We start from the raw sequence: 17,815 nt of genomic DNA on the forward strand, positions 1-17,815 counted from the left end.
TCTCTTCCCACTCCAGTCAGGAACTGAATCATGAACTATCGCAATCTAGGTAAGACCGGCATTAAGGTGAGCCCCTACGCCCTCGGGACCATGATGTTTGGTGCTGTCGGCAACCCCGACCACGACGACGCCATCCGGATCATTCACCGGGCCCTCGATGCTGGCATCAACTTTATCGATACGGCCGATTTTTACAGCCAGGGCGAATCGGAACAGATCGTCGGCAAGGCGTTGCAGGGCCGACGCGACAAGGTGGTACTGACCACCAAGGCGCATCTGCCCATGGGCGAAGACCCCAACCAGCAGGGCAATTCGCGCCGCTGGCTGACCAAGGCACTGGACGACTCGCTGCACCGCCTGCAGACCGACTACATCGATGTTTATATGGTGCACCGGCCGTCACCGGAAACGGATATCGAAGAAACCCTCTCGGCCCTGACCGATCTGATGCGTGCCGGCAAAATCCGCGCGATTGGCAGCTCCACTTTTCCGGCCTCGCACATCGTCGAAGCCCAGTGGGTAGCCGAACGCCGCAATCTCGCCCGGGTTCGGGTTGAACAACCGTCCTATTCCATTCTCAATCGCAACATTGAACGCGAAGTGCTGCCGGTCTGTGAACAGTACGGCATGGGTACCATGATCTGGAGCCCCTTGCACATGGGCATGCTGACTGGCCGCATCCGCAAAAACCAACCGGCCGACTCCAAACGCGCCAGGCGTTTACCGCACTTCTATGGAAACGAGCAAAAACTGGACGCCGTTGAACAACTGGTAACGCTGGCACAGGAAGTGGGCCTGTCGCTGACGCATCTAGCCATGGCCTTCGCCATCGCTCACCCGGCAGTAACAGCAGCCAACCTGGGACCACGCACCCAGGCACAACTTGATGATTTGCTGGCCGGTGCCAACATCGAACTCAGTGACGAATTGCTTGATCGTATTGATGCCATCGTCCCGCCCGGCAGCGATGTCGGCCCGCTGCACGCCCCCTACCAGCCACCGGCGCTCGACAATCCCAGACTCAGACGCCGACGCGCAGACGAACGCAGCGCCGCCTGACCGACACACGGCTGAAGCTCGCCCCGGGCTTCAGCACCGGTTTCTTTTCAACAACAGATGGATAAACAGATGATAGTCGTTTTATCCGAGCTTCGATCGCGCCCACCCCGTCGCCGGTGCCCGCTCGATAAACCGCTGCGCTATCAACTGGTGCGCTTCCGGACCGGGGTGCAACGCATCCGGCAGCGGCCAGCGCTGATAATCGTCCGGACCATAAAGCTCGCAACCATCGAGATAGAACAGATGTTTGTCAGTGCTCATCCGCCGGTGGATCAACCCGGCCAACTGAGCACGGATCGATTGCAAGGTCAGCTTGCCGGTCGCGCTGTCCTCATCGTTGCCCGTCGCCTGAAAGCGAATCTGACCCTGCGCCAGCGCCTGGACGTCGAACGCGCCCGGCCCCGGTGTGGTTTCGTGAATCGGGCAATACAGCGGTGATATCACCAACAGTGGCGTATCCGGTTGCCGGTCACGGATCACATCCAGGAACCCCAGCACCGCAGGCCCAAAGGCACGCGCCCGCATCACATCGCTATTCACCAGGTTTATACCCAGCTTCAAACTGATCAGGTCGGCTTCGCTCTGGCCAATTACCCGGGCGATAAAGGGGTCCAGTAAAGCACTGCCGCTGAAACCGAGATTGACCAGATCAAGCCCGGTCTGCATTGCCACTTGCGCCGTCCAGATGCCCGCGGCACTGGCGGCATTGGAACCCTGGCTGATGGAGCTGCCATAATGCACCCAGGAGGGTTGGTCAGATTCTGCATCGGCCAGCAATTCAGCATCGCTGCGCAGATCGAACAGTTCAACGGTTTCGTTGTACGGCAGCCAGATCTCGACCTTCTTATCGCCCTCTGGCAAATCATCAAAACGCACTATGCTGATGTCACCGCCTTGCTGATGAGTCTTGCCGCTGTGTAGATCAAAACTGATTTCCGCGGCACTCTTGGGTGTCACCAGAGAATAGGGTTGCCCGTCGACACACAACTCAAACTGCCCCTCGGGCCGGCGCGGCATCCCTACATAACCAAAACGAGTGACCCGGGTGCCCAGTTCCATCCAACTGGCACGGGTACGCAGTGTCAGGCGCACACCGGCTGGCTGGGATTCGGCCATGGCAAGGCCCGGGTCGGAATAATAATGGCGCGCCCAGGCTGGCAAGCGATGCGGCACCAGAGCCTCACCACGATGCTCAATATCAGCGGCGCCTTTGATAAAGGCGGGTTGCATGGGGGTAGCCCAATCGGCAGAAGACGTTGTCATCTTGACTCCAAAGCGAGGTTTGAACGTGAAATCAGACGGCCGGCCAGTGGCGTAACGTCTGGGCGATTGCGTCCAGGAAACTATAACCTCTTCACTTTTGTGAGCATTCGCTCAGTTTGCGCGACGTCAATGTGCGGCTGCCGGGCCAGGTATTTCGCTGACCCCAGATCGCCAGTATAGGTTTTAAAGATCGACGCGTTATCCTCGGGCCTGTGGTAGCGCAACCCCAGCCGTTCTGAAGCAGTGTTCATTTCTGGGGGCTCTTCTTCAGAAGAACAGCCTGGGTCTTATCCTTGCTGTAGCCCAAAGACTCATAGAAAAGGTGGGACTGCTCCCTAAGTGCATTAGCGCGCACTCTGATAGCACTCACCTTTCCAGGCAGCCATTTTTCCGCTTCCAGAATCAAGCCTTTACCAAGGCCCTGGCCTCTTGCTTCCTTGCTCACCACCAGGCTTACGATCTCGCCCTTAACGCCCTCGGCCAAGCGCACATCGATAATGGCAGACACGCAGCCACATACGTTTCCAGCCACCTCCGCGACAAACACTTCCCCGCCCTGCGCTCGCACGGCGCTTATATTGGCTGAAAGTGATTCTTCAGAGTGATCATAACCAAGCTGCGCCATTAGCGGGACCAGCGCTTGGGCATCTTGGTGGGTGTATTTTCTATAAGTTGTATTCATGTAACTCCGGTGCCAAGGTAATTGTCGCCGCGCTTAGACGAGTCCCCGGCTATGTTTCGACGGAAGATAATCGCACATACTCCGGAACCCTTTCCTTGAGCAAGGTGATGAGTTCAGGTTGCATTAACTCGTAGTGATCGGGAATATCCAGACAGACTAATCTCTTCCCCTTGAGTAACTCTCCGTACGTCTTGCCAACTTCATCCCGGTGGTTCTTCTCCATCACCAGGACAATGTCAGCCCACTCAATTAAGCGCCAAGCAACAGGGGTTTTAGCACTCGAACTTGTCCCAGCCCCAATTGCTTGAATACCAGGATAAGCGGAAAAGACACGTTCCGCGGTCGGGCTGCGTAGCCTATTTTCGCTGCATATAAATAGAAGATTCACAGCACCTCTTTGGGTCCGGCTTTGCGGCATGCCTGAAGCACAGTGTCGTAACATCCAACCACAGCAACTGAAAAGCAGTGCCCGCTTTACTAATCACTAAACAGGCTGCCGCCACCGCCAGACCAAGCGATGGGCGTTAAACATTAACAGGTTGCCACTGACAATCATTGCTAGCCCTATAAGTGCATCCGCATGCCACTGATAACCCTCGAACACCGTTGACAGCACCAGCGCAACCAAAGGAAACAGTACCGTAGCGTAGGCCGCTTTACCGGCACCAATACGGCCAACCAGCATAAAGTAGGCACCAAAGCCTCCCACCGAGCCTATTACCGCTAAATAAACCAGGGCTCCTAGATATCTCGGTTCCGCTGGCAGGCTGAAACTGGCTCCCTGAGCCCAGGCAATCAACCCCATCAACATCCCCCCATACAGCATGGCAAAGGCGTTGGTGGTGTTGATTTGCAGGCCGCATCGCTGGTGCCTGACCGACACCATGTTACCCAGCGAAAACCCGTAGGTACCCAGCAACGTCAAACCAATAGCACCCAGCAGTTCCCATGTAGCCTCAACGGTGACCAGATCCTGCCAGAAAATCAGCGCCATTCCCGGCAGACCAAGGGCCAAAGCCAGGTAAAATACCCGCGGCACCGGTGTGCGAAAAAACAGGTAGCCATTGGCTGCATTAAACAGTATCGACATCGAAAACAGGATAGCAATCAGGCCGCTGGGTAGATAACCCGCAGCGGTATAGAAGCAGTAGAAATTCAGACCAAACACACAGCCACCCTGCACCAAGCAGAAAAGATGATCCCTGGTCTGTAGTGTCTGGCGTCGGCGAAACAGCGTAAGCCCGACTAACAACACCAGCGCGGCGATGAGAAAGCGATAGAATACCGAGACCGGCGCTGCCACGTCGCCCACTTGCCAGGCAATAGCCAGCCAGGTCGAGCCCCAGATCAGAACCGTTGAGATATACAAAAAGCTATTCATGGCTCGCCATTCCAGAGTGGTTAGTGTCAGCCATAGTGTCGGCTCACCCCGGCTGGTTGGCTTGCCCGCGATTGCGCCAGTTTGTCTATTCTTGCGGTTGAGTGGTTCGCTGGATTGAGTTTCGTGCTAAGCCTGAGTACTGTTAACGCAGTGCCCAGGAGCCGCCAATGTTCACCGATACCTTGAACCACTATCCCAGGATGAGACAGACGCAGGCGCGTCTGGTGAGTAGCACCCAGCTAAAAAACGGCATGGCGCTGGCACGTTGGAGTAACTTAAAAGACCGTATTGAGAACATTCACTCAAACCACCACACTCTGAGCGTTTATCTTAACGGTGCAGAGAACTCCCTGCGCTGGCAGGGTTCACAAACCATTGCCAGCGCGACCAGCAACAGCGTGTGTTTAATGCCCGCCAACCTGGACACCAATTGGGAAGTACGCGGGCCTATCTCACATCTGCATTTCTATTTCAGCGACACTCACCTGAGCCAGTTGATCGAACAGGTATGGGATAAAGATGGCCAACGTGTACAACTGGACGAAATCGACTTTGCCGAGGACGCCCTGCTCACTCAGCTGTTTTGCACTACCCTTGGCCAGAGCAACTGGCAAGACCCGCTAGATCAATTAGCGCTGGATGCCGCCACCCAAACGGCATTGATCCACACCCTACGCCACTACAGCCAGCGACGTCTGCCGACTCTGCGGCCGACGGGTGGGCTGCCTACGTGGCAATTAAAACGCGTGGTGGAGTTTATTGAGCATCACTTGAATCAACCCCTCACGCTGACAGACATGGCCGGCGTCACTGGCCTAAGTGACTACCACTTCGCCCGGATGTTCAAACAGACCACCGGCTACCCGCCACATCGTTATGTGTTGCACCGTCGCCTTACACGGGCGCGACACTTGTTGGCGGAAACGTCGCTAAATATGACCGAGATCGCACTGCGCTGCGGTTTTGGCTCTAGCAGCCACTTCAGTAACCGCTTTCGTGCAGAAACAGGGGTCAGCCCTACAGAGTATCGGACGCAACAACGCCGCTAGGGCCCTTACCAAGACTGCCGTCCTGTGTACGTATTACGAAACGGGGAAACCGTGCCGCTGTGCACCCAACACCACCAACAGTGTTGCCGTAAGCAGCACCAGCAGCGCGGGCGAAAATGAATTGGTGCCCAGCTGATCCAGTAAGACACCTCCGACGATGCCGCCACCCGCAATGGCCACATTCCAAGCGGTCACCAGCATGGATTGTGCGACATCCGCTGCTTCCCCGGCGGTCTTGGCAAGCGCTGTTTGGAAAAGCGTGGCTGAGCCGCCAAATGCTATCCCCCAAGCACCTACTGCGCCATAAACAGCTAGGGGCCTATCGCCAGCTACGCCAAGCACTAACGCCGCTAATCCAAAGAGGACGGTACTAGCGAGGGTCAATACACGGAGGTGACGGTCGATCAACATACCGATCACCCAGATGCCGATCAGCGCGGTAATACCGAAGACCAGCAGAACCAGATCGGTTCGTTCGGCCAGATCGGCATTGGTCAGAAACGGTGCAATATAGGTATAAAGAATATTGTGGGCGAGCACAAAGGCCAGCACCGCGAACAGCACCGAACGAATCCCCGGAAGGATAAATACTTGTTTAAGCGTCAATCGCTTGCCGGGAGGTTGGCCTGCGAAGTCAGGCACCTTCAAGCGAACCCAGACGACCAGGATCAACGCTAACAGACTCATGATGCCGAAACAGATACGCCAACCCACCAAAGTGCCGAGAAACGTACCGGCCGGGACGCCCAGAGAAAGCGCCAGTGGTGTCCCCACCATCGCAATCGCGATGGCACGCCCCTTAAGATGTTCAGGTACCATGCGAGCGGCATACCCCGCCAATAGTGCCCACAGCAGACCTGCCGCCACACCAGCGAGAAAACGGGCCGCTATCGTCAAAAGATAACTCGTGGAGAGGGTCGTGATCGTATTGGCGATAGCAAAACCTATAATAGCGGCAAGAAGTAAGGGTCTACGCCGCACTCCTTGCGTGGTGGCCATCAATGGAATAGCAGCCAACAGTGAGCCGATGGCATAGACAGTGACAAGCTGACCCGCAAGCGATTCTGAAACCTCCAGCCCCGCCCCAATCTGGGGAAGCAGACCCGCAGGCAAAGCCTCGGTCAGGATTGTGACGAAGCCCGCCAATGCAAGTGCCAGCAAAGCCGTAAGCGGCAATCGATCCGTTTTCCCAGCTTCACTTCTACCCCTGCTCAAGCTACCCATTTCCGATGTGGTCATCATTCTTTCGCCTATTGTGAGCGCAGGTATACACCGCATAAGCGTGCTTACCTGCCGCGTGTGAGAATAGCCACTCACGTTAGGCGCATTGATAAAACAGGACAATAATGCTAAATTTCCGAATATATCGGAACAAAATTCTTTAATGGAAACGTATGGATGTCTTAAGCGGCATTGAGTACTTCGTACAAGCGGCAGAAACTCGCAGCTTTTCCGCCGCCGGGCGTAACCTTGGCGTCTCTTCATCGGCAATCGGGAAAAGCGTGGCCCGACTGGAAACTCGACTGGGTATTCGTTTACTGCATCGAAGCACCCGCAGCATCACACTGACGGCAGAAGGAGCCCTCTTTCTTGAACGCTGCCGTCGTATATTAAGCGAGGTTGAAGCAGCAGAACTGGAGCTATCAGAGATCCATCAGGAACCCAAAGGCAAACTTCGGGTGAGCTTTCCGCTTGTTGGTCGGTTAGTGATGCCGGTGCTGACTTCCTTTATGCACCGTTACCCTTTGATCCAGCTAGACGTGGATTTTTCAGATCGAATGGTCGATGTCATTGAGGAAGGTTTCGATGCCGTTATCCGCACCGGGGAGCCAGCAGATTCACGTTTGATGTCACGCCCACTGGGACGCTATCGCTTGGTACTGGTGGCATCACCGGCGTATTTATCCCAGCAGGGTCAGCCGCAGACGCCTGCTGATTTAGTTGATCATGCTTGTTTGCAGCACAAGTTTCCCAGTACCGGTAAATATGAAGCTTGGCCGCTGCGGCCAATGGGCAACGAAACCACTCCCACGCTAAATACCGCCATGGTGTGCAACACCTCTGAAGCGTTAATCGAAGTAGCCTGTGCAGGGCTAGGCATCGCTTGCCTGCCGGACTTTATGGTGCGCGAAGCTATCGACAAGGGAGAGCTAGTGACTGTCTTGAATGACTATATTGAGCATCAGGGGACCTTTCGTATGTTATGGCCTTCCAGCAAACACTTGGCCCCCAAATTACGAGTGTTTATTGATTTTATGGCTGGAGAGCTGTTTAAAAATTAAGCTTTATTGCGGCGCTTTGATGTGAAAAAGGGGTAAATATATAGCTTCATCAGCGTAGACCAATTAACCATCCGATCTCGGCGCGGCCTGCTGTCGATAGTTTCCAGTTTTTGCTCAACTGATGGCTTGGGCTAGACATTCCGCTTCGGCCCAATACATAGCAAGGCAGTGGGCTCCAAGTTCGATGGCAATGCTAACGTCTCTTTGGCCTTCAAATCATCGAACCCTGCCACTAAAACACAACCAATACCGAGGTCTGTGCACTGGAGGTGAACATTTTGCGCTAAAGCCCCCGTCTCCATATAGACATATCGAGCACCACGCTCCCCCTGAGGTGGTTGAGATTCGAAATACTTAACCGCGTCTCCCAGTTTTGCAGTAACCCCCATGACAAAAGCCGCCTCTTCCAGCCAGGGTTGATCGCCAATACCAAGTTTACCAACGGCTCCTTCCGGAATATGGTCACCAACTCGCTTTAATGAATGGGTATCAGGCAAGTACTCATAGATTCCAGGCTCCAGGCCCGAGACACGTTGCACCACAATTTGCAGGAATAGAGGGTATAACCCTCCGGCCGATGGGGTCGCCCTTTTACCATCAGACCCGGTTATCCCTTGGGCAGACCAAAGTAACAGGGAAAGCACGTCAATCGACAATGCAGCTTCAGCGTATTCTCTACAACTGCGGCGATTCGCAATGCTATCAACCAGTGATGCAGAATCTCCTGATTCTGGCGTGGGAAGTTCCAAATTCATGTGCGACTCCATAACACTGAAACGCACCGGCCACTTTAACGCAGTAAAGCGGAAGCAAAGATATCCGAGTGGCGCGTCTGGTTAAATTGCTATCGTTCACTTTTAAGGCCGGGGAACTATTCGACTCTTTTGTTAGGTGTCGATAAGAATCTCTTTCCCCCTCGTCTAAACGATGGAGCATAGATCGGATGCTATCAGCTTGACGAGCGCTTTAGCCGTGTCGCTGCCATCATCAGCCAAATAGACATGGGTTCGCCCTAACAGTGGCAGCCCCCAATGCTCTGGGACTTCGACTAGATCACGGTCGACCAGCGATCTGGGCAGAGGCGCCACCGCAAGGTCTGCGCGAAGCGATGCAACCTGCCCCATCGACGTATCGCTGGAATAGGCAACACGATAGGAGCGGCCTGCTTTCTCCAAAGCGCCGAGCGCCGCATCGCGCCAAGCGCAACCGACCTCTGCCACTGCCAGCGGCAGAGGATCTTGCTCCACGGCACGGCCACCATCATACATTAGCCAGACCAATTCTTCGGAAAACAGATCAAGCGCCTGAAACTGCGGCATATTGGCCTCGTTGAAAAGCGCAAGATTAGCTTTGCCCTCCATAAAGAGTCGCTGCACTGTCTCACTGGCGTCCAGTCTGACATCTACACGGATATGGGGATGAGTTTGGGCCAGCCGTTGAAGCAATTTCGGTACCAGGGAAACACCAAGATCATGTGGGGCGGCGATACGTAGGCACCCAGACAAAGAAGAACCATGAAATGCAGCCATCGCCTCGTCGCTGATCCCCACCAGACGACGTGCGAATCCCAGCAGAATCTCTCCTTGGCGTGTCAAGCGCACATGACGTGCATCACGATATAAAAGCCTTAAGAGCAGTAACGGATCGCGGCGATTAACGCCAACGGCAAATGCGCCGCTTTTTGGCGCCACCTTGACTGTTCTTGTTAGACTGATCCTTAATTTTTCGGAGCATATTGCTCGAAGACTTGTTGCCCTGTCATTTTATGGGTCTCGTTCTTCAGTTCGTAATATGCGGGCTTCTCGTCAATGAATATTTCACTTGAAAGATTGAATTCTTGATCTTGGAAAAGACCCGCAGAAAGAATGTACTCGTTGCTGGGAAGCAGGTGATAAAAGAGGTTTGTACCGCATGTTGGACAAAAGCCTCGCTCAGCCCAGTCAGATGATTGATATCGCGATGGCTCTTGACCATGGAAGCTAACATCAGAACCACAATGAACGGCGAACATTGGACCTCCTGTCCAGCGCCTGCACATTGAGCAATGACAGAGCCCAACGTCATTGTGATCAGGTGCATCGACCTCGATAGAGCCGCAAAGACATTTCGCTTTCATATCCCTCTCCTTAATATTTGATTTACACCTACCGCTTCTGTTTAGCAGGCCACACAGCAGAACGTCCGCTACAACGATTTTAGGTGTTTTGGTGGTTTCATGATTCTTACTTCGATATTCCCTCCATTTCGCTTGCGGCTTTCATATCCATCCACACTGCTTCAAACACATGCCCATCGGTGTCCTCGAAGGCGCGATTGTACAGCCAACCCATATCCATACGTTCGCGGACATCGGCTCTACCGCCAGCTGCGGCGGCAGCCTCGCTGATGGCGTCTACCTCTTGACGAGTGTCGCGTGTCAAGGCGAGTAGCATTTGGCAGGCGCCATGCGCATCAGCGACTTTTTTCGACGTAAAGGTTGCGAAATATTCCCGGGTAAGTAGTTGGAAGGTAATTGTGTCCGACCAGACCATCGAAGCTGCCTGTTCATCACTAAACTGTTCATTCTTTTTACAGCCGATAGCTTCGTAAAAACGAGTCGCTGCGGTAAGATTGGTTACTGGTAAGTTTACAAAGATCATTTTGGTCATCTTGTGTCTCCGTTGATTATAGCAAGCAGCATACTTGCTGAATCCATGATGTGGCGGCGTGAGCGCGAGCGCATTGATCTTTGGTAAGATCTAGCCGACCTATCCCCCCAAGGTAATAGCCTTCCTGATTCTGCTCAGGCTTTCGGGGGTGATACCCAGCCATGCCGCGATGTGATGTTGGTTCAAGCGCTTGTAGAGGAGCGGCTCTCGGTTAACGAAATCGCGATAGCGCTTCATCGCATCGTCATGCCGAAACGCAATCTCTCCCGGCTCCTTCTCAATGATCCAGTGACGCTCCATGTAGCGGATGTAGAAGGCCGCAATGTCGCTAAACTCAACTACCAGCGAATTGAATGAGGCAAACTCATACACAAGAACGCTACTGTCCTCGATCGCAGTGATCGTGAACAAGCTTGGCTGTCCGAGCAAAGTCGCGCTTACTGAGGCGGCTATGCGTTCCTCCGGAAAAAAGTATTTGATGACCGTGTTGCCCTCAGGCCCGACATAATGCTGAGAGAACAAGCCTTTGACTACGTAGGCAAACGTTGCCGGCACAGTGCCTGCCTGAATAAGCGATTCCCCTTTGCGATATCGTTCCGGACGCAGGATCGCTGACCAAGCCCGCTCGGCGTCTTTCGAAAGATCTGTATAAGTCCGAATCTTCTGAAAAAAAGCCTCTTTGGCCGTTGCCTCGATGGGTCTCATCATGAGCTCCTTGAGCCTAGATACTCAAAATGGACGCGCGCTCAACGACGGCCACTTCGGGTCACCCTCTAATAGTGGAAAAACGATTCAAACCGCTTTGAAACATTCAGTCACGAGGCGACGGATAAGCATCTGAGACTCTACTATTGAATTGCTAATCCCCATTAGACGTCTCCTATGATGTTTGATTCTTCAGCGCTTGAAGAATCACCGGCCAGTCCTCGGGATGTAATTCATGCCCCATGACCAAAATAATAGGTTCATGTAGCAGGTTACCGAATGACTCGGCATAGACACTATTTCATCGAATGAAAACCAATCAGGTTGCCTTCAGTGTCTTTAGCCAACGCGTAAAAACCGTGTTCACCTATAGACGTTTTTTCCTGGAATATACTGCCACCATTTGCAGCCGCTCTGGTGGCCGGCAAAGCACAGTCGTCGCAGCCAAAATAAACCAAGGTCCCACCGCTACCAGGCGTAAAATCGTCCATTTTGACCAGCATTCCGCCTGCGCCGTAAGTACTCATTCCAGCGTCTTTATCCATGGGGAAGAACCACATATCCATCTCTATCTCAGGCGTTGGATTGGGCATGCGCTCAAGTTTGGTTTCAAGAACGGCCTCATAGAACGCTTTGGCTCGCGACATATCTTGCACGTAAATATCAAAATGAACGACTGGATTACTTATCATCGAAAATCTCCTAGGGGTGGGTCATGTTGACGATAATCAGATGTATGTCCGGCCTCTGCCGTAGTAATGGCCGATGGAATCCTTACTCATCGATATGGGAGATTATCTGTCCTTGCAACCTGCTTGATTGGATAAATCGGACATTTGGCGCGAACGCCAGAAACCGGGAGAGTAACCAGTCAAGGTGGAGAACTCGCGGATCATGTGAGCCTGATCGGCGTAGCCATGATCACCGGCGACAAGCGCGAAGCTTGTAGTGCCGCCAAGTACCTTGGGGAAGGTTTGCTGTAGCCGAAGAATACGGCCCAATCGTTTCGGAGACAGCCCCAATTCCTGCTCTGCAATGCGTTGCAATTGGCGGGTGGAGAAACCGGTAGTATGCGCGGCGCGGTCCACCGATCCGCCGCCCGCCAGAAGGGCTCTGGTTAGCCACAGGGCCCGGATATTGACACGCTCGGGCCGAAGCTCTGTAGACACGGCCTTAGACAGGAATTCCGCCTCGCGGAGGCCGAAGTACTTGTTCTCATCTCCGACATGGCTTTCGAAAAGGTCGTCCATAGTGGCCAAGGATGCCTCCTTGAAAGAAACTTCCATATTCCGCATTTGAAAAGCGGGAACCCTGATATATGCCGGGAGAAGGTGCGGCTGCAGCCTCACTCCGACCAGAGAAATCCGTTCACCTATCTCCATCATTTTAGCTTCAGCTACGGTACCGAAAATGAATCCCTCACCAGCCTGTCGATCAAAGACCAAGTCCGAGCAGGCATCCGGAACAACATGATAACGAAAGGCCTCATTCGTTCGAGCTTCTCCAGTAAGGGTCCATACCACAAGGACAATATCCTGCAGACCAGGTGGCGGCGCGAACTCACGATAATGAAGCCCTTCCCTCTTCGGAGCGGGAGTTTTCGATGCCGCTATCCATGGCTGAATGGGGCAATGTCTGGGTGAATGATCGAAAGTCATGGGCATTTTGAAGTTGCTAAGCCCAGGTCGCCAGTATAAGTTTTAAAGATCAACGCGGTATCCTCAGGCTGTGGTAGCGCAATCCTAGTCGTTCTGAAGCAGTGATCATTTCTAGGGGCTCTTCTTCAGAAGAACAGCTTGGGTCTTTTCCTTACTATAGCCCAGGGATTCATAGAAGAGGTGGGACTGCTCTCTCAGCGCATTAGCGCAATCGAATAGCACTCACCTTTCCAGACAGCCATTTTTCCGCTTCGAGCACCAAGCCTTTACCAAGCCCTTGGCCTCTTGCTGCCTCGCTCACCACGAGGCTTACGATCTCGCCCTTGACGCCCTCGGCCAAGTGCACATCGATAATCGCAGACACGCAGCCACGTACGCTTCCAGCCACCTCCGCGACAAACACTTCCCCACCCTGCTCTCGCACGGCGCTTATATTGGCTGAAAGTGATTCTTCAGAGTGATCATAGCCAAGCTGCGCCATTAGCGGGACCAACGCTTGGGATCAGTTCAAAACGGGGGCTTTAGCATTCGCCCCAGTACCTGCTCCAATTGCTCGAATACCGGGATAAGCGGAGAAGGCACTTTCAGCGGTCAGGCTGCATAGCCTATTTTCGCTGCATATGAACAGAAGATTCAAAGCGCCTCCTTGGATCCGGCTTTACGATGTGCCTAAAGCGCAGCATAATTAATTGGAAGTATTTCGAGCCAGCCTATTTTTGTAACTTTCGCACGTTGTTATAGTTGCTTAAGGCCAGTTAATTACTTAGGTCCAGCAAGTTACTTAGCGCCGGTTAGTTAAGGGCTCCACGCCGCCACTCAACTGCAGAAGAACTTTCATGGACGATGATGGTTTAAACACCCTGAACAGGGCCACAAGTCTGGGCCTGATAATCCTCGCGGTCATACAGGGCTGCGCGCTCTATGCGCTGCATTTAGCTATCGACCATGAGTACTGGTTGGTCGCCGACCAGCGCTGGCTTAAGGCGCTCTACACCGTCACGGTCGCCTTGCCTGCTTTTTATCTGATTAGCATTGTGCGACTGTGTGATCGCATCAACCTCCTGCCGTTACTGCTGGCTCCCCTACTGTTTTGGATGGGCTGGCACCTTGGCTGGGTTGAGCAGGTGCCCGCGCCGCAGCAGCGGGGAGAGCATCCATTTACCTTTGCCTTTTGCATGACCGTAGGCGCTTCCTTATTTATCCTGGCGCTGTTCTTTCGTAGCAGCGCCACCAGTGGCACTTGGCCAAAAACCTATCAACCCATGCTGGATTATTCATGGGAGCATGCTCTGACAATCGCCCAGCTAGGCCTGTTCATCGGCGTTTTTTGGAGCTTGCTATCCTTGTGGGCAGCACTTTTTTCCGCTATTGGCTTAGACTTTTTCAAAACCTTGTTTCTGACACCCGCTTTTTTCTATCCAGTCACCTGGCTGGTTATTGGCATAGGGCTGGTGATGATCCGCAATCGCTTTCGCTTTATCGCGAGCGTAAGACTGATGTGCGAAGCGCTTATCAAGGCGCTACTGCCGCTGGTTGCCCTAATCATATTGATGTTCTTTGCCGTGCTGCCCTGGACCGGCCTGCAGCCAATGTGGGATACCGGCAGAGCCGCGCAAATACTCATGGCGCTGATGTTGACCCTATTACTGTTCTTCAACGCCGTTTTCTATCAAACCGATAACAAGCTGCCCTATCCCACCTGGTTACGCAGTACCATTATGCTAGTCGTAGTGCTGTTGCCGTTAGGGAGCCTACTGGCCGCCTGGGCGCTCTGGCTACGAATCGACCAATATGGTCTCAGCTTGGATAGGCTCTGGGCGGCACTGCTGCAGGCACTAACGGCAGCGTTTACCTTCACCTACAGCCTGCTCCTGCTCTGGCAACGGAAAGCAGCACTACCCAACCTACAGCGCGCCAATATTGTCCTGGCACTGATGGTGGCCGGGGTGCTGATCGTGGTTAATACGCCGCTGGCAGATATGCGCCACTGGGTGGCCCAACATCAAGTCAAGCGGCTACTGGACGGAAGCACAACAGTGGATGCTTTCGACTATCACTATCTGCGCTTTCAACTCGGCCAGCCGGGCAACTTGGCCTTGCAAGCACTAGCTGACAGCGAGTTTGCCCAATCGCGACCCAAGCTGGCACGGCGTATTGAGCTTTCTCTAAAGCAAACCAATCCCTGGAGCCAGGAGCCGCTGGTAGATATCCACAACATGAATGATGTCGCCCAGCAGTTTAGCGTGAGCCCAGAAGGCACCACGCTACCCGAGCCACTACTTGCCCAACTGATCGAAGAGGACTCAGCTTGTCTGAGTCAAACGGAACCCTGCCAAGCGTTGCAGGTAAACGATGCACTAGGTTTTCAATGGCTGATCTATACGCCCTACAACCGGCATGGGCAGGCTTATACCAAGCTCAATATCGAGAATACCGGCTGGTTGCAAATAGGCACACTGATGAACCTGGGCGCCGTGCAAGCCGAGTATGATGAGGAGTGCCAAGCGAGTCACCTCGCTACGGATCTACAGCGTCTACCGGAGTCTCTGAATGTCTATCAGAGTGGTAACTGCTTATACAGTTTGCAGCCCAGCCTCGAAAGCATCAGGCAACAACTGCAAGCTCGCGCAGAGGCAAGCACTACCCGGATTAATTAAGGTGTCTGCTCGCCCACCCAGAGTCGATGCAATCGAGTGTTCATATCGCCAAGCCCAGAGATAAATTTTGGCTGGCCGAAGTGGGTCATCGCTTCGTGCTGGCGCTCTAATGCGCGACGATACTGCGAGACCACTGGGTGGAAGTGTTTGGCATCAAAAGCCCAAAAACAGCATATTTAACGCCACGGAAATTTCATCCTGCTTCTCAGCAAGGCTGCCAACGCCAGAGCGCAACTCTCCTTCGGGTACAGCCGCCATATACTAAGTGGCCATGACTAGCTCCTACCCCTCAATGCTAAATACAGGATTCAGCCATTGGGCAGGGATCGGCGCGGTGGGTTTGGGCAACAGCGCGGGTGTTTAAGCCGCTGAGAAGGTCTGACTGAACGTCTAACAAATAGCCAGTACCACCCTCATTTTTAAAAACATCGAAACGAGCCATTAGAACTGACGGTGCCGTGCGAGGGGCAAACCGTTATCTTTCACGTATGCGTTCGAACTTGCCAGGGCACTGGCATTCTCTTTCAGCCACTTCTCCTGCTTATGACGTTTAACAGCTTCCGCGATTCTCTCTTCTGCAGATCGTGAGACATTGATTCCCAACCCTTTTGCCTCTTTGAGAAGCGCACTATCAAGCGATAGGCTCGTTGGTTTTCGGGTGGGTTTGGCAACTTCAGCAGCGTGCATGGTTCAATCCTCGCGCGAAACGATAAACTTATAATATGTGCGCGCATTATATGCGCATCAAGCTTGCGCAGCGGCTAACGAAGATTACTAGGATGGCGAAATGGGGACGGTACGTAAGAAAGGGCTTTGAAAATAATATTGGTCTCACAGCACCGGGGGATGGCGTTATGAACGTAGTTATAAGTATCGAAGCGCGGCATGCTGACCACTCCTCGACTGTTTCCTCGATCCTACCAAAACTTAGGGGTCAGCGGTTTTTTCTACAGGCTCAACGCCCCGCTTAGCCGCGTGCCGGAGCGCGAGCGCGAGCGCATCCGACAACAGCCGCTTGTTAACCCCTGAGTTCAAGGTCCTCCCGGATAACCTCCGGATGGCGGAAAGCAATCTCGATGAGCGCTTTTGCCGGCCCCGAGGGTTTACGTCGACCTTGCTCCCATTCCTGCAGGGTACGCGGAGAAATATGCAGTACCTCAGCAAACTCTAACTGGGTCAGGCCGGTTTTGCCGCGGGCCTCTGCAACCTCGTTTGGCTCGACACGGCTGACTCGAGCAGCTTTGCCCGCTTTCATTTCTCTAACAGATTGGAGCAGCTTGTTGCCAAGCTCCTCGGCACTCAGGGTCTCATCACTCATTTTCCAATACCTCACGAATCGACTTCAGTATATGCGCGGGCATGTTTCCTTTGACGGCCTTTTTATAGATCACCAACAACCAGATCTCACCATTTGCCAACTTGGTGAAGTAAATAACACGCACTCCACCACGCTTCCCTGAACCCGCTACCGACCAACGAACCTTTCTACACCCGCCACTGCCTGGAATGGGATCGCCAACTTCCGGATTAGCTGCCAACCAGGCGAAGAAAGCACTTCGCTCCTCCTCGGTCCAAATCTTTCTGGCATCCGCTTCGAATGTAGGGGTTTCGATAATAGTAAACATGATTACCATTGTACGTCATTGACGGAGTTTTGCAAGGTGAATGTCTGGAAGGGTTAACGCCGCAATCACGCGCAGCGTTGCAGTGTTGGCGGAACCGCAACGGAAAAGCTGTCGCCGTGCTTGGCTTGGTTATGTGTTGGAAACCCCGTCAGCACCTCGCCTTCAACGACTCTGCAACAAGTCATTAGTGCTCTACGACGATGCCTGTACAACACCCACCGTTTGTTGGGTGATAGTCCACGGAACAGGCCGTGATCACAACAAATAAATCAGCATCGGCTCGCAGCAGCACGTTTCCACCGGGGGGATTGTCTGATGCAATCACTTCAAGCCGACCGTCGGGTTGCGGCTCGGATCGCTGGAACAGATTGACCGGGTCAGGAACAATCGGAAGGGAAATGCCAGCTTTGGACAGGATACCCAGGAGGTTATCTCGACAGTTCGGGTGGCCCCGGAAACCGGCGCGCTCATAAAGCCCACGGTTGCATGCAGGAAAAAGCATATCGTGGGGACAGGGTGAGTTGTCTTCGATGAGCGTCAAGACCTGGTTAGCTTGTTCGCTGTAAAAGCTCTTGCCAGGAACAGGAAACATTCGTTCCGTAATGTCCCGTGTTTGCGAGGTGCTAAGCCAATCGACTCCATCACTATTCACGACGAACGCCCACAAATCGGCAACTTGTTGTCCCTCTGGGTCAATCACACGCAAGCATTCGCCCTTCTGCACTCGGAAGCCTCGCCTTGATTGTGGCGGTATTTCGGTGCGATATTGCTGGTGCCTCTCAACTTCAAAATCATCTTCCATCTAC

At 53.5% G+C, this 17,815-nt stretch carries 21 protein-coding genes and 1 pseudogene; 4 read left to right on the forward strand and 18 right to left on the reverse strand.

What is annotated here, in order from left to right; all coding sequences use genetic code 11:
• Positions 1-30: 30 nt before the first annotated feature.
• Entirely contained in the window at positions 31-1,059 is a 1,029-nt protein-coding gene (locus tag QT230_RS19035; RefSeq protein WP_308323735.1) for an aldo/keto reductase, read from the forward strand.
• Positions 1,060-1,140: 81 nt separating this feature from the next.
• Here the strand turns inward: QT230_RS19035 and QT230_RS19040 are convergent, their stop codons facing one another.
• The 4 genes from QT230_RS19040 to QT230_RS19055 form a co-directional block, all read right to left on the reverse strand.
• The gene (locus tag QT230_RS19040) at positions 1,141-2,322 is read right to left on the reverse strand and encodes an SGNH/GDSL hydrolase family protein (protein WP_308323736.1); all 1,182 of its coding nucleotides are present in this window, start codon (positions 2,320-2,322) and stop codon (positions 1,141-1,143) included.
• Between the two features lie 247 nt (positions 2,323-2,569).
• A complete protein-coding gene (locus tag QT230_RS19045; RefSeq protein WP_308323737.1) occupies positions 2,570-3,004 on the reverse strand; it encodes a GNAT family N-acetyltransferase in 435 nt (144 codons plus the stop codon).
• A gap of 49 nt (positions 3,005-3,053) precedes the next feature.
• The gene (locus QT230_RS19050) at positions 3,054-3,392 is read right to left on the reverse strand and encodes a phosphotyrosine protein phosphatase (RefSeq protein WP_308323738.1); all 339 of its coding nucleotides are present in this window, start codon (positions 3,390-3,392) and stop codon (positions 3,054-3,056) included.
• A 96-nt stretch (positions 3,393-3,488) separates the two neighbouring features.
• Positions 3,489-4,385, reverse strand: a complete 897-nt coding sequence (locus QT230_RS19055) for a DMT family transporter (protein ID WP_308323739.1) — start codon at positions 4,383-4,385, stop codon at positions 3,489-3,491.
• Positions 4,386-4,552: 167 nt separating this feature from the next.
• Between QT230_RS19055 and QT230_RS19060 the strand changes: the two genes are divergently transcribed.
• Complete coding sequence (locus QT230_RS19060; RefSeq protein WP_308323740.1) at positions 4,553-5,434, forward strand: AraC family transcriptional regulator; 882 nt, start codon at positions 4,553-4,555, stop codon at positions 5,432-5,434.
• A gap of 33 nt (positions 5,435-5,467) precedes the next feature.
• On the opposite strand, the gene QT230_RS19065 is transcribed toward QT230_RS19060, so the two are convergent.
• Positions 5,468-6,676 (reverse strand): MFS transporter, encoded by a 1,209-nt coding sequence (locus QT230_RS19065; protein WP_308323741.1) that lies wholly within the window; start codon positions 6,674-6,676, stop codon positions 5,468-5,470.
• 152 nt (positions 6,677-6,828) lie between these two features.
• On the opposite strand from QT230_RS19065, the gene QT230_RS19070 reads away from it, so the two are divergent.
• Positions 6,829-7,716 carry a LysR family transcriptional regulator gene (locus QT230_RS19070; RefSeq protein ID WP_308323742.1) on the forward strand — a complete coding sequence of 296 codons (888 nt, stop codon included), beginning with the start codon at positions 6,829-6,831 and terminating at the stop codon, positions 7,714-7,716.
• Positions 7,717-7,847: 131 nt separating this feature from the next.
• Here QT230_RS19070 and QT230_RS19075 read toward each other — a convergent pair whose 3' ends face one another.
• The 9 genes and pseudogenes from QT230_RS19075 to QT230_RS19110 form a co-directional block, all read right to left on the reverse strand.
• Positions 7,848-8,471: a SagB/ThcOx family dehydrogenase gene (locus QT230_RS19075; RefSeq protein WP_308323743.1), complete on the reverse strand. Its 624-nt coding sequence runs from the start codon at positions 8,469-8,471 to the stop codon at positions 7,848-7,850.
• 165 nt (positions 8,472-8,636) lie between these two features.
• The gene (locus QT230_RS19080) at positions 8,637-9,407 is read right to left on the reverse strand and encodes a LysR substrate-binding domain-containing protein (protein ID WP_308323744.1); all 771 of its coding nucleotides are present in this window, start codon (positions 9,405-9,407) and stop codon (positions 8,637-8,639) included.
• Between the two features lie 26 nt (positions 9,408-9,433).
• A complete protein-coding gene (locus tag QT230_RS19085; RefSeq protein WP_308323745.1) occupies positions 9,434-9,832 on the reverse strand; it encodes a GFA family protein in 399 nt (132 codons plus the stop codon).
• Positions 9,833-9,938: 106 nt separating this feature from the next.
• Positions 9,939-10,364 (reverse strand): VOC family protein, encoded by a 426-nt coding sequence (locus tag QT230_RS19090; protein ID WP_308323746.1) that lies wholly within the window; start codon positions 10,362-10,364, stop codon positions 9,939-9,941.
• 99 nt (positions 10,365-10,463) lie between these two features.
• Positions 10,464-11,069 carry a Crp/Fnr family transcriptional regulator gene (locus QT230_RS19095; RefSeq protein WP_308323747.1) on the reverse strand — a complete coding sequence of 202 codons (606 nt, stop codon included), beginning with the start codon at positions 11,067-11,069 and terminating at the stop codon, positions 10,464-10,466.
• A 296-nt stretch (positions 11,070-11,365) separates the two neighbouring features.
• Positions 11,366-11,761, reverse strand: a complete 396-nt coding sequence (locus QT230_RS19100; protein ID WP_308323748.1) for a VOC family protein — start codon at positions 11,759-11,761, stop codon at positions 11,366-11,368.
• 102 nt (positions 11,762-11,863) lie between these two features.
• The gene (locus QT230_RS19105; RefSeq protein WP_308323794.1) at positions 11,864-12,319 is read right to left on the reverse strand and encodes an AraC family transcriptional regulator; all 456 of its coding nucleotides are present in this window, start codon (positions 12,317-12,319) and stop codon (positions 11,864-11,866) included.
• A 39-nt stretch (positions 12,320-12,358) separates the two neighbouring features.
• Positions 12,359-12,733, reverse strand: a pseudogene (locus tag QT230_RS20905) (DUF6597 domain-containing transcriptional factor); the annotation flags it as partial.
• 196 nt (positions 12,734-12,929) lie between these two features.
• Entirely contained in the window at positions 12,930-13,208 is a 279-nt protein-coding gene (locus QT230_RS19110) for a GNAT family N-acetyltransferase (RefSeq protein ID WP_308323749.1), read from the reverse strand.
• 355 nt (positions 13,209-13,563) lie between these two features.
• Here QT230_RS19110 and QT230_RS19115 point away from each other — a divergent pair, with 355 nt between their 5' ends.
• Positions 13,564-15,384 carry a DUF4153 domain-containing protein gene (locus QT230_RS19115; RefSeq protein ID WP_308323750.1) on the forward strand — a complete coding sequence of 607 codons (1,821 nt, stop codon included), beginning with the start codon at positions 13,564-13,566 and terminating at the stop codon, positions 15,382-15,384.
• A 441-nt stretch (positions 15,385-15,825) separates the two neighbouring features.
• Here QT230_RS19115 and QT230_RS19120 read toward each other — a convergent pair whose 3' ends face one another.
• From QT230_RS19120 to QT230_RS19135, 4 genes are all read right to left on the reverse strand, one after another.
• Positions 15,826-16,071, reverse strand: coding sequence for a type II toxin-antitoxin system CcdA family antitoxin (locus tag QT230_RS19120; RefSeq protein ID WP_308323751.1), 246 nt, complete (start codon positions 16,069-16,071; stop codon positions 15,826-15,828).
• Between the two features lie 331 nt (positions 16,072-16,402).
• Positions 16,403-16,702 carry a helix-turn-helix domain-containing protein gene (locus QT230_RS19125; protein ID WP_308323752.1) on the reverse strand — a complete coding sequence of 100 codons (300 nt, stop codon included), beginning with the start codon at positions 16,700-16,702 and terminating at the stop codon, positions 16,403-16,405.
• On the reverse strand, positions 16,695-17,009 hold the full coding sequence (locus QT230_RS19130) for a transcriptional regulator (protein WP_308323753.1): 315 nt from the start codon (positions 17,007-17,009) through the stop codon (positions 16,695-16,697). The genes QT230_RS19125 and QT230_RS19130 overlap by 8 nt, the downstream gene beginning before the upstream one ends.
• Positions 17,010-17,193: 184 nt before the next feature.
• Positions 17,194-17,811, reverse strand: a complete 618-nt coding sequence (locus QT230_RS19135; RefSeq protein WP_308323754.1) for an urea carboxylase-associated family protein — start codon at positions 17,809-17,811, stop codon at positions 17,194-17,196.
• Between the last annotated feature and the right edge of the window lie 4 nt (positions 17,812-17,815).

The sequence above is a fragment of the Halomonas sp. SpR8 genome, assembly GCF_031010195.1.
Classification (GTDB): domain Bacteria; phylum Pseudomonadota; class Gammaproteobacteria; order Pseudomonadales; family Halomonadaceae; genus Vreelandella.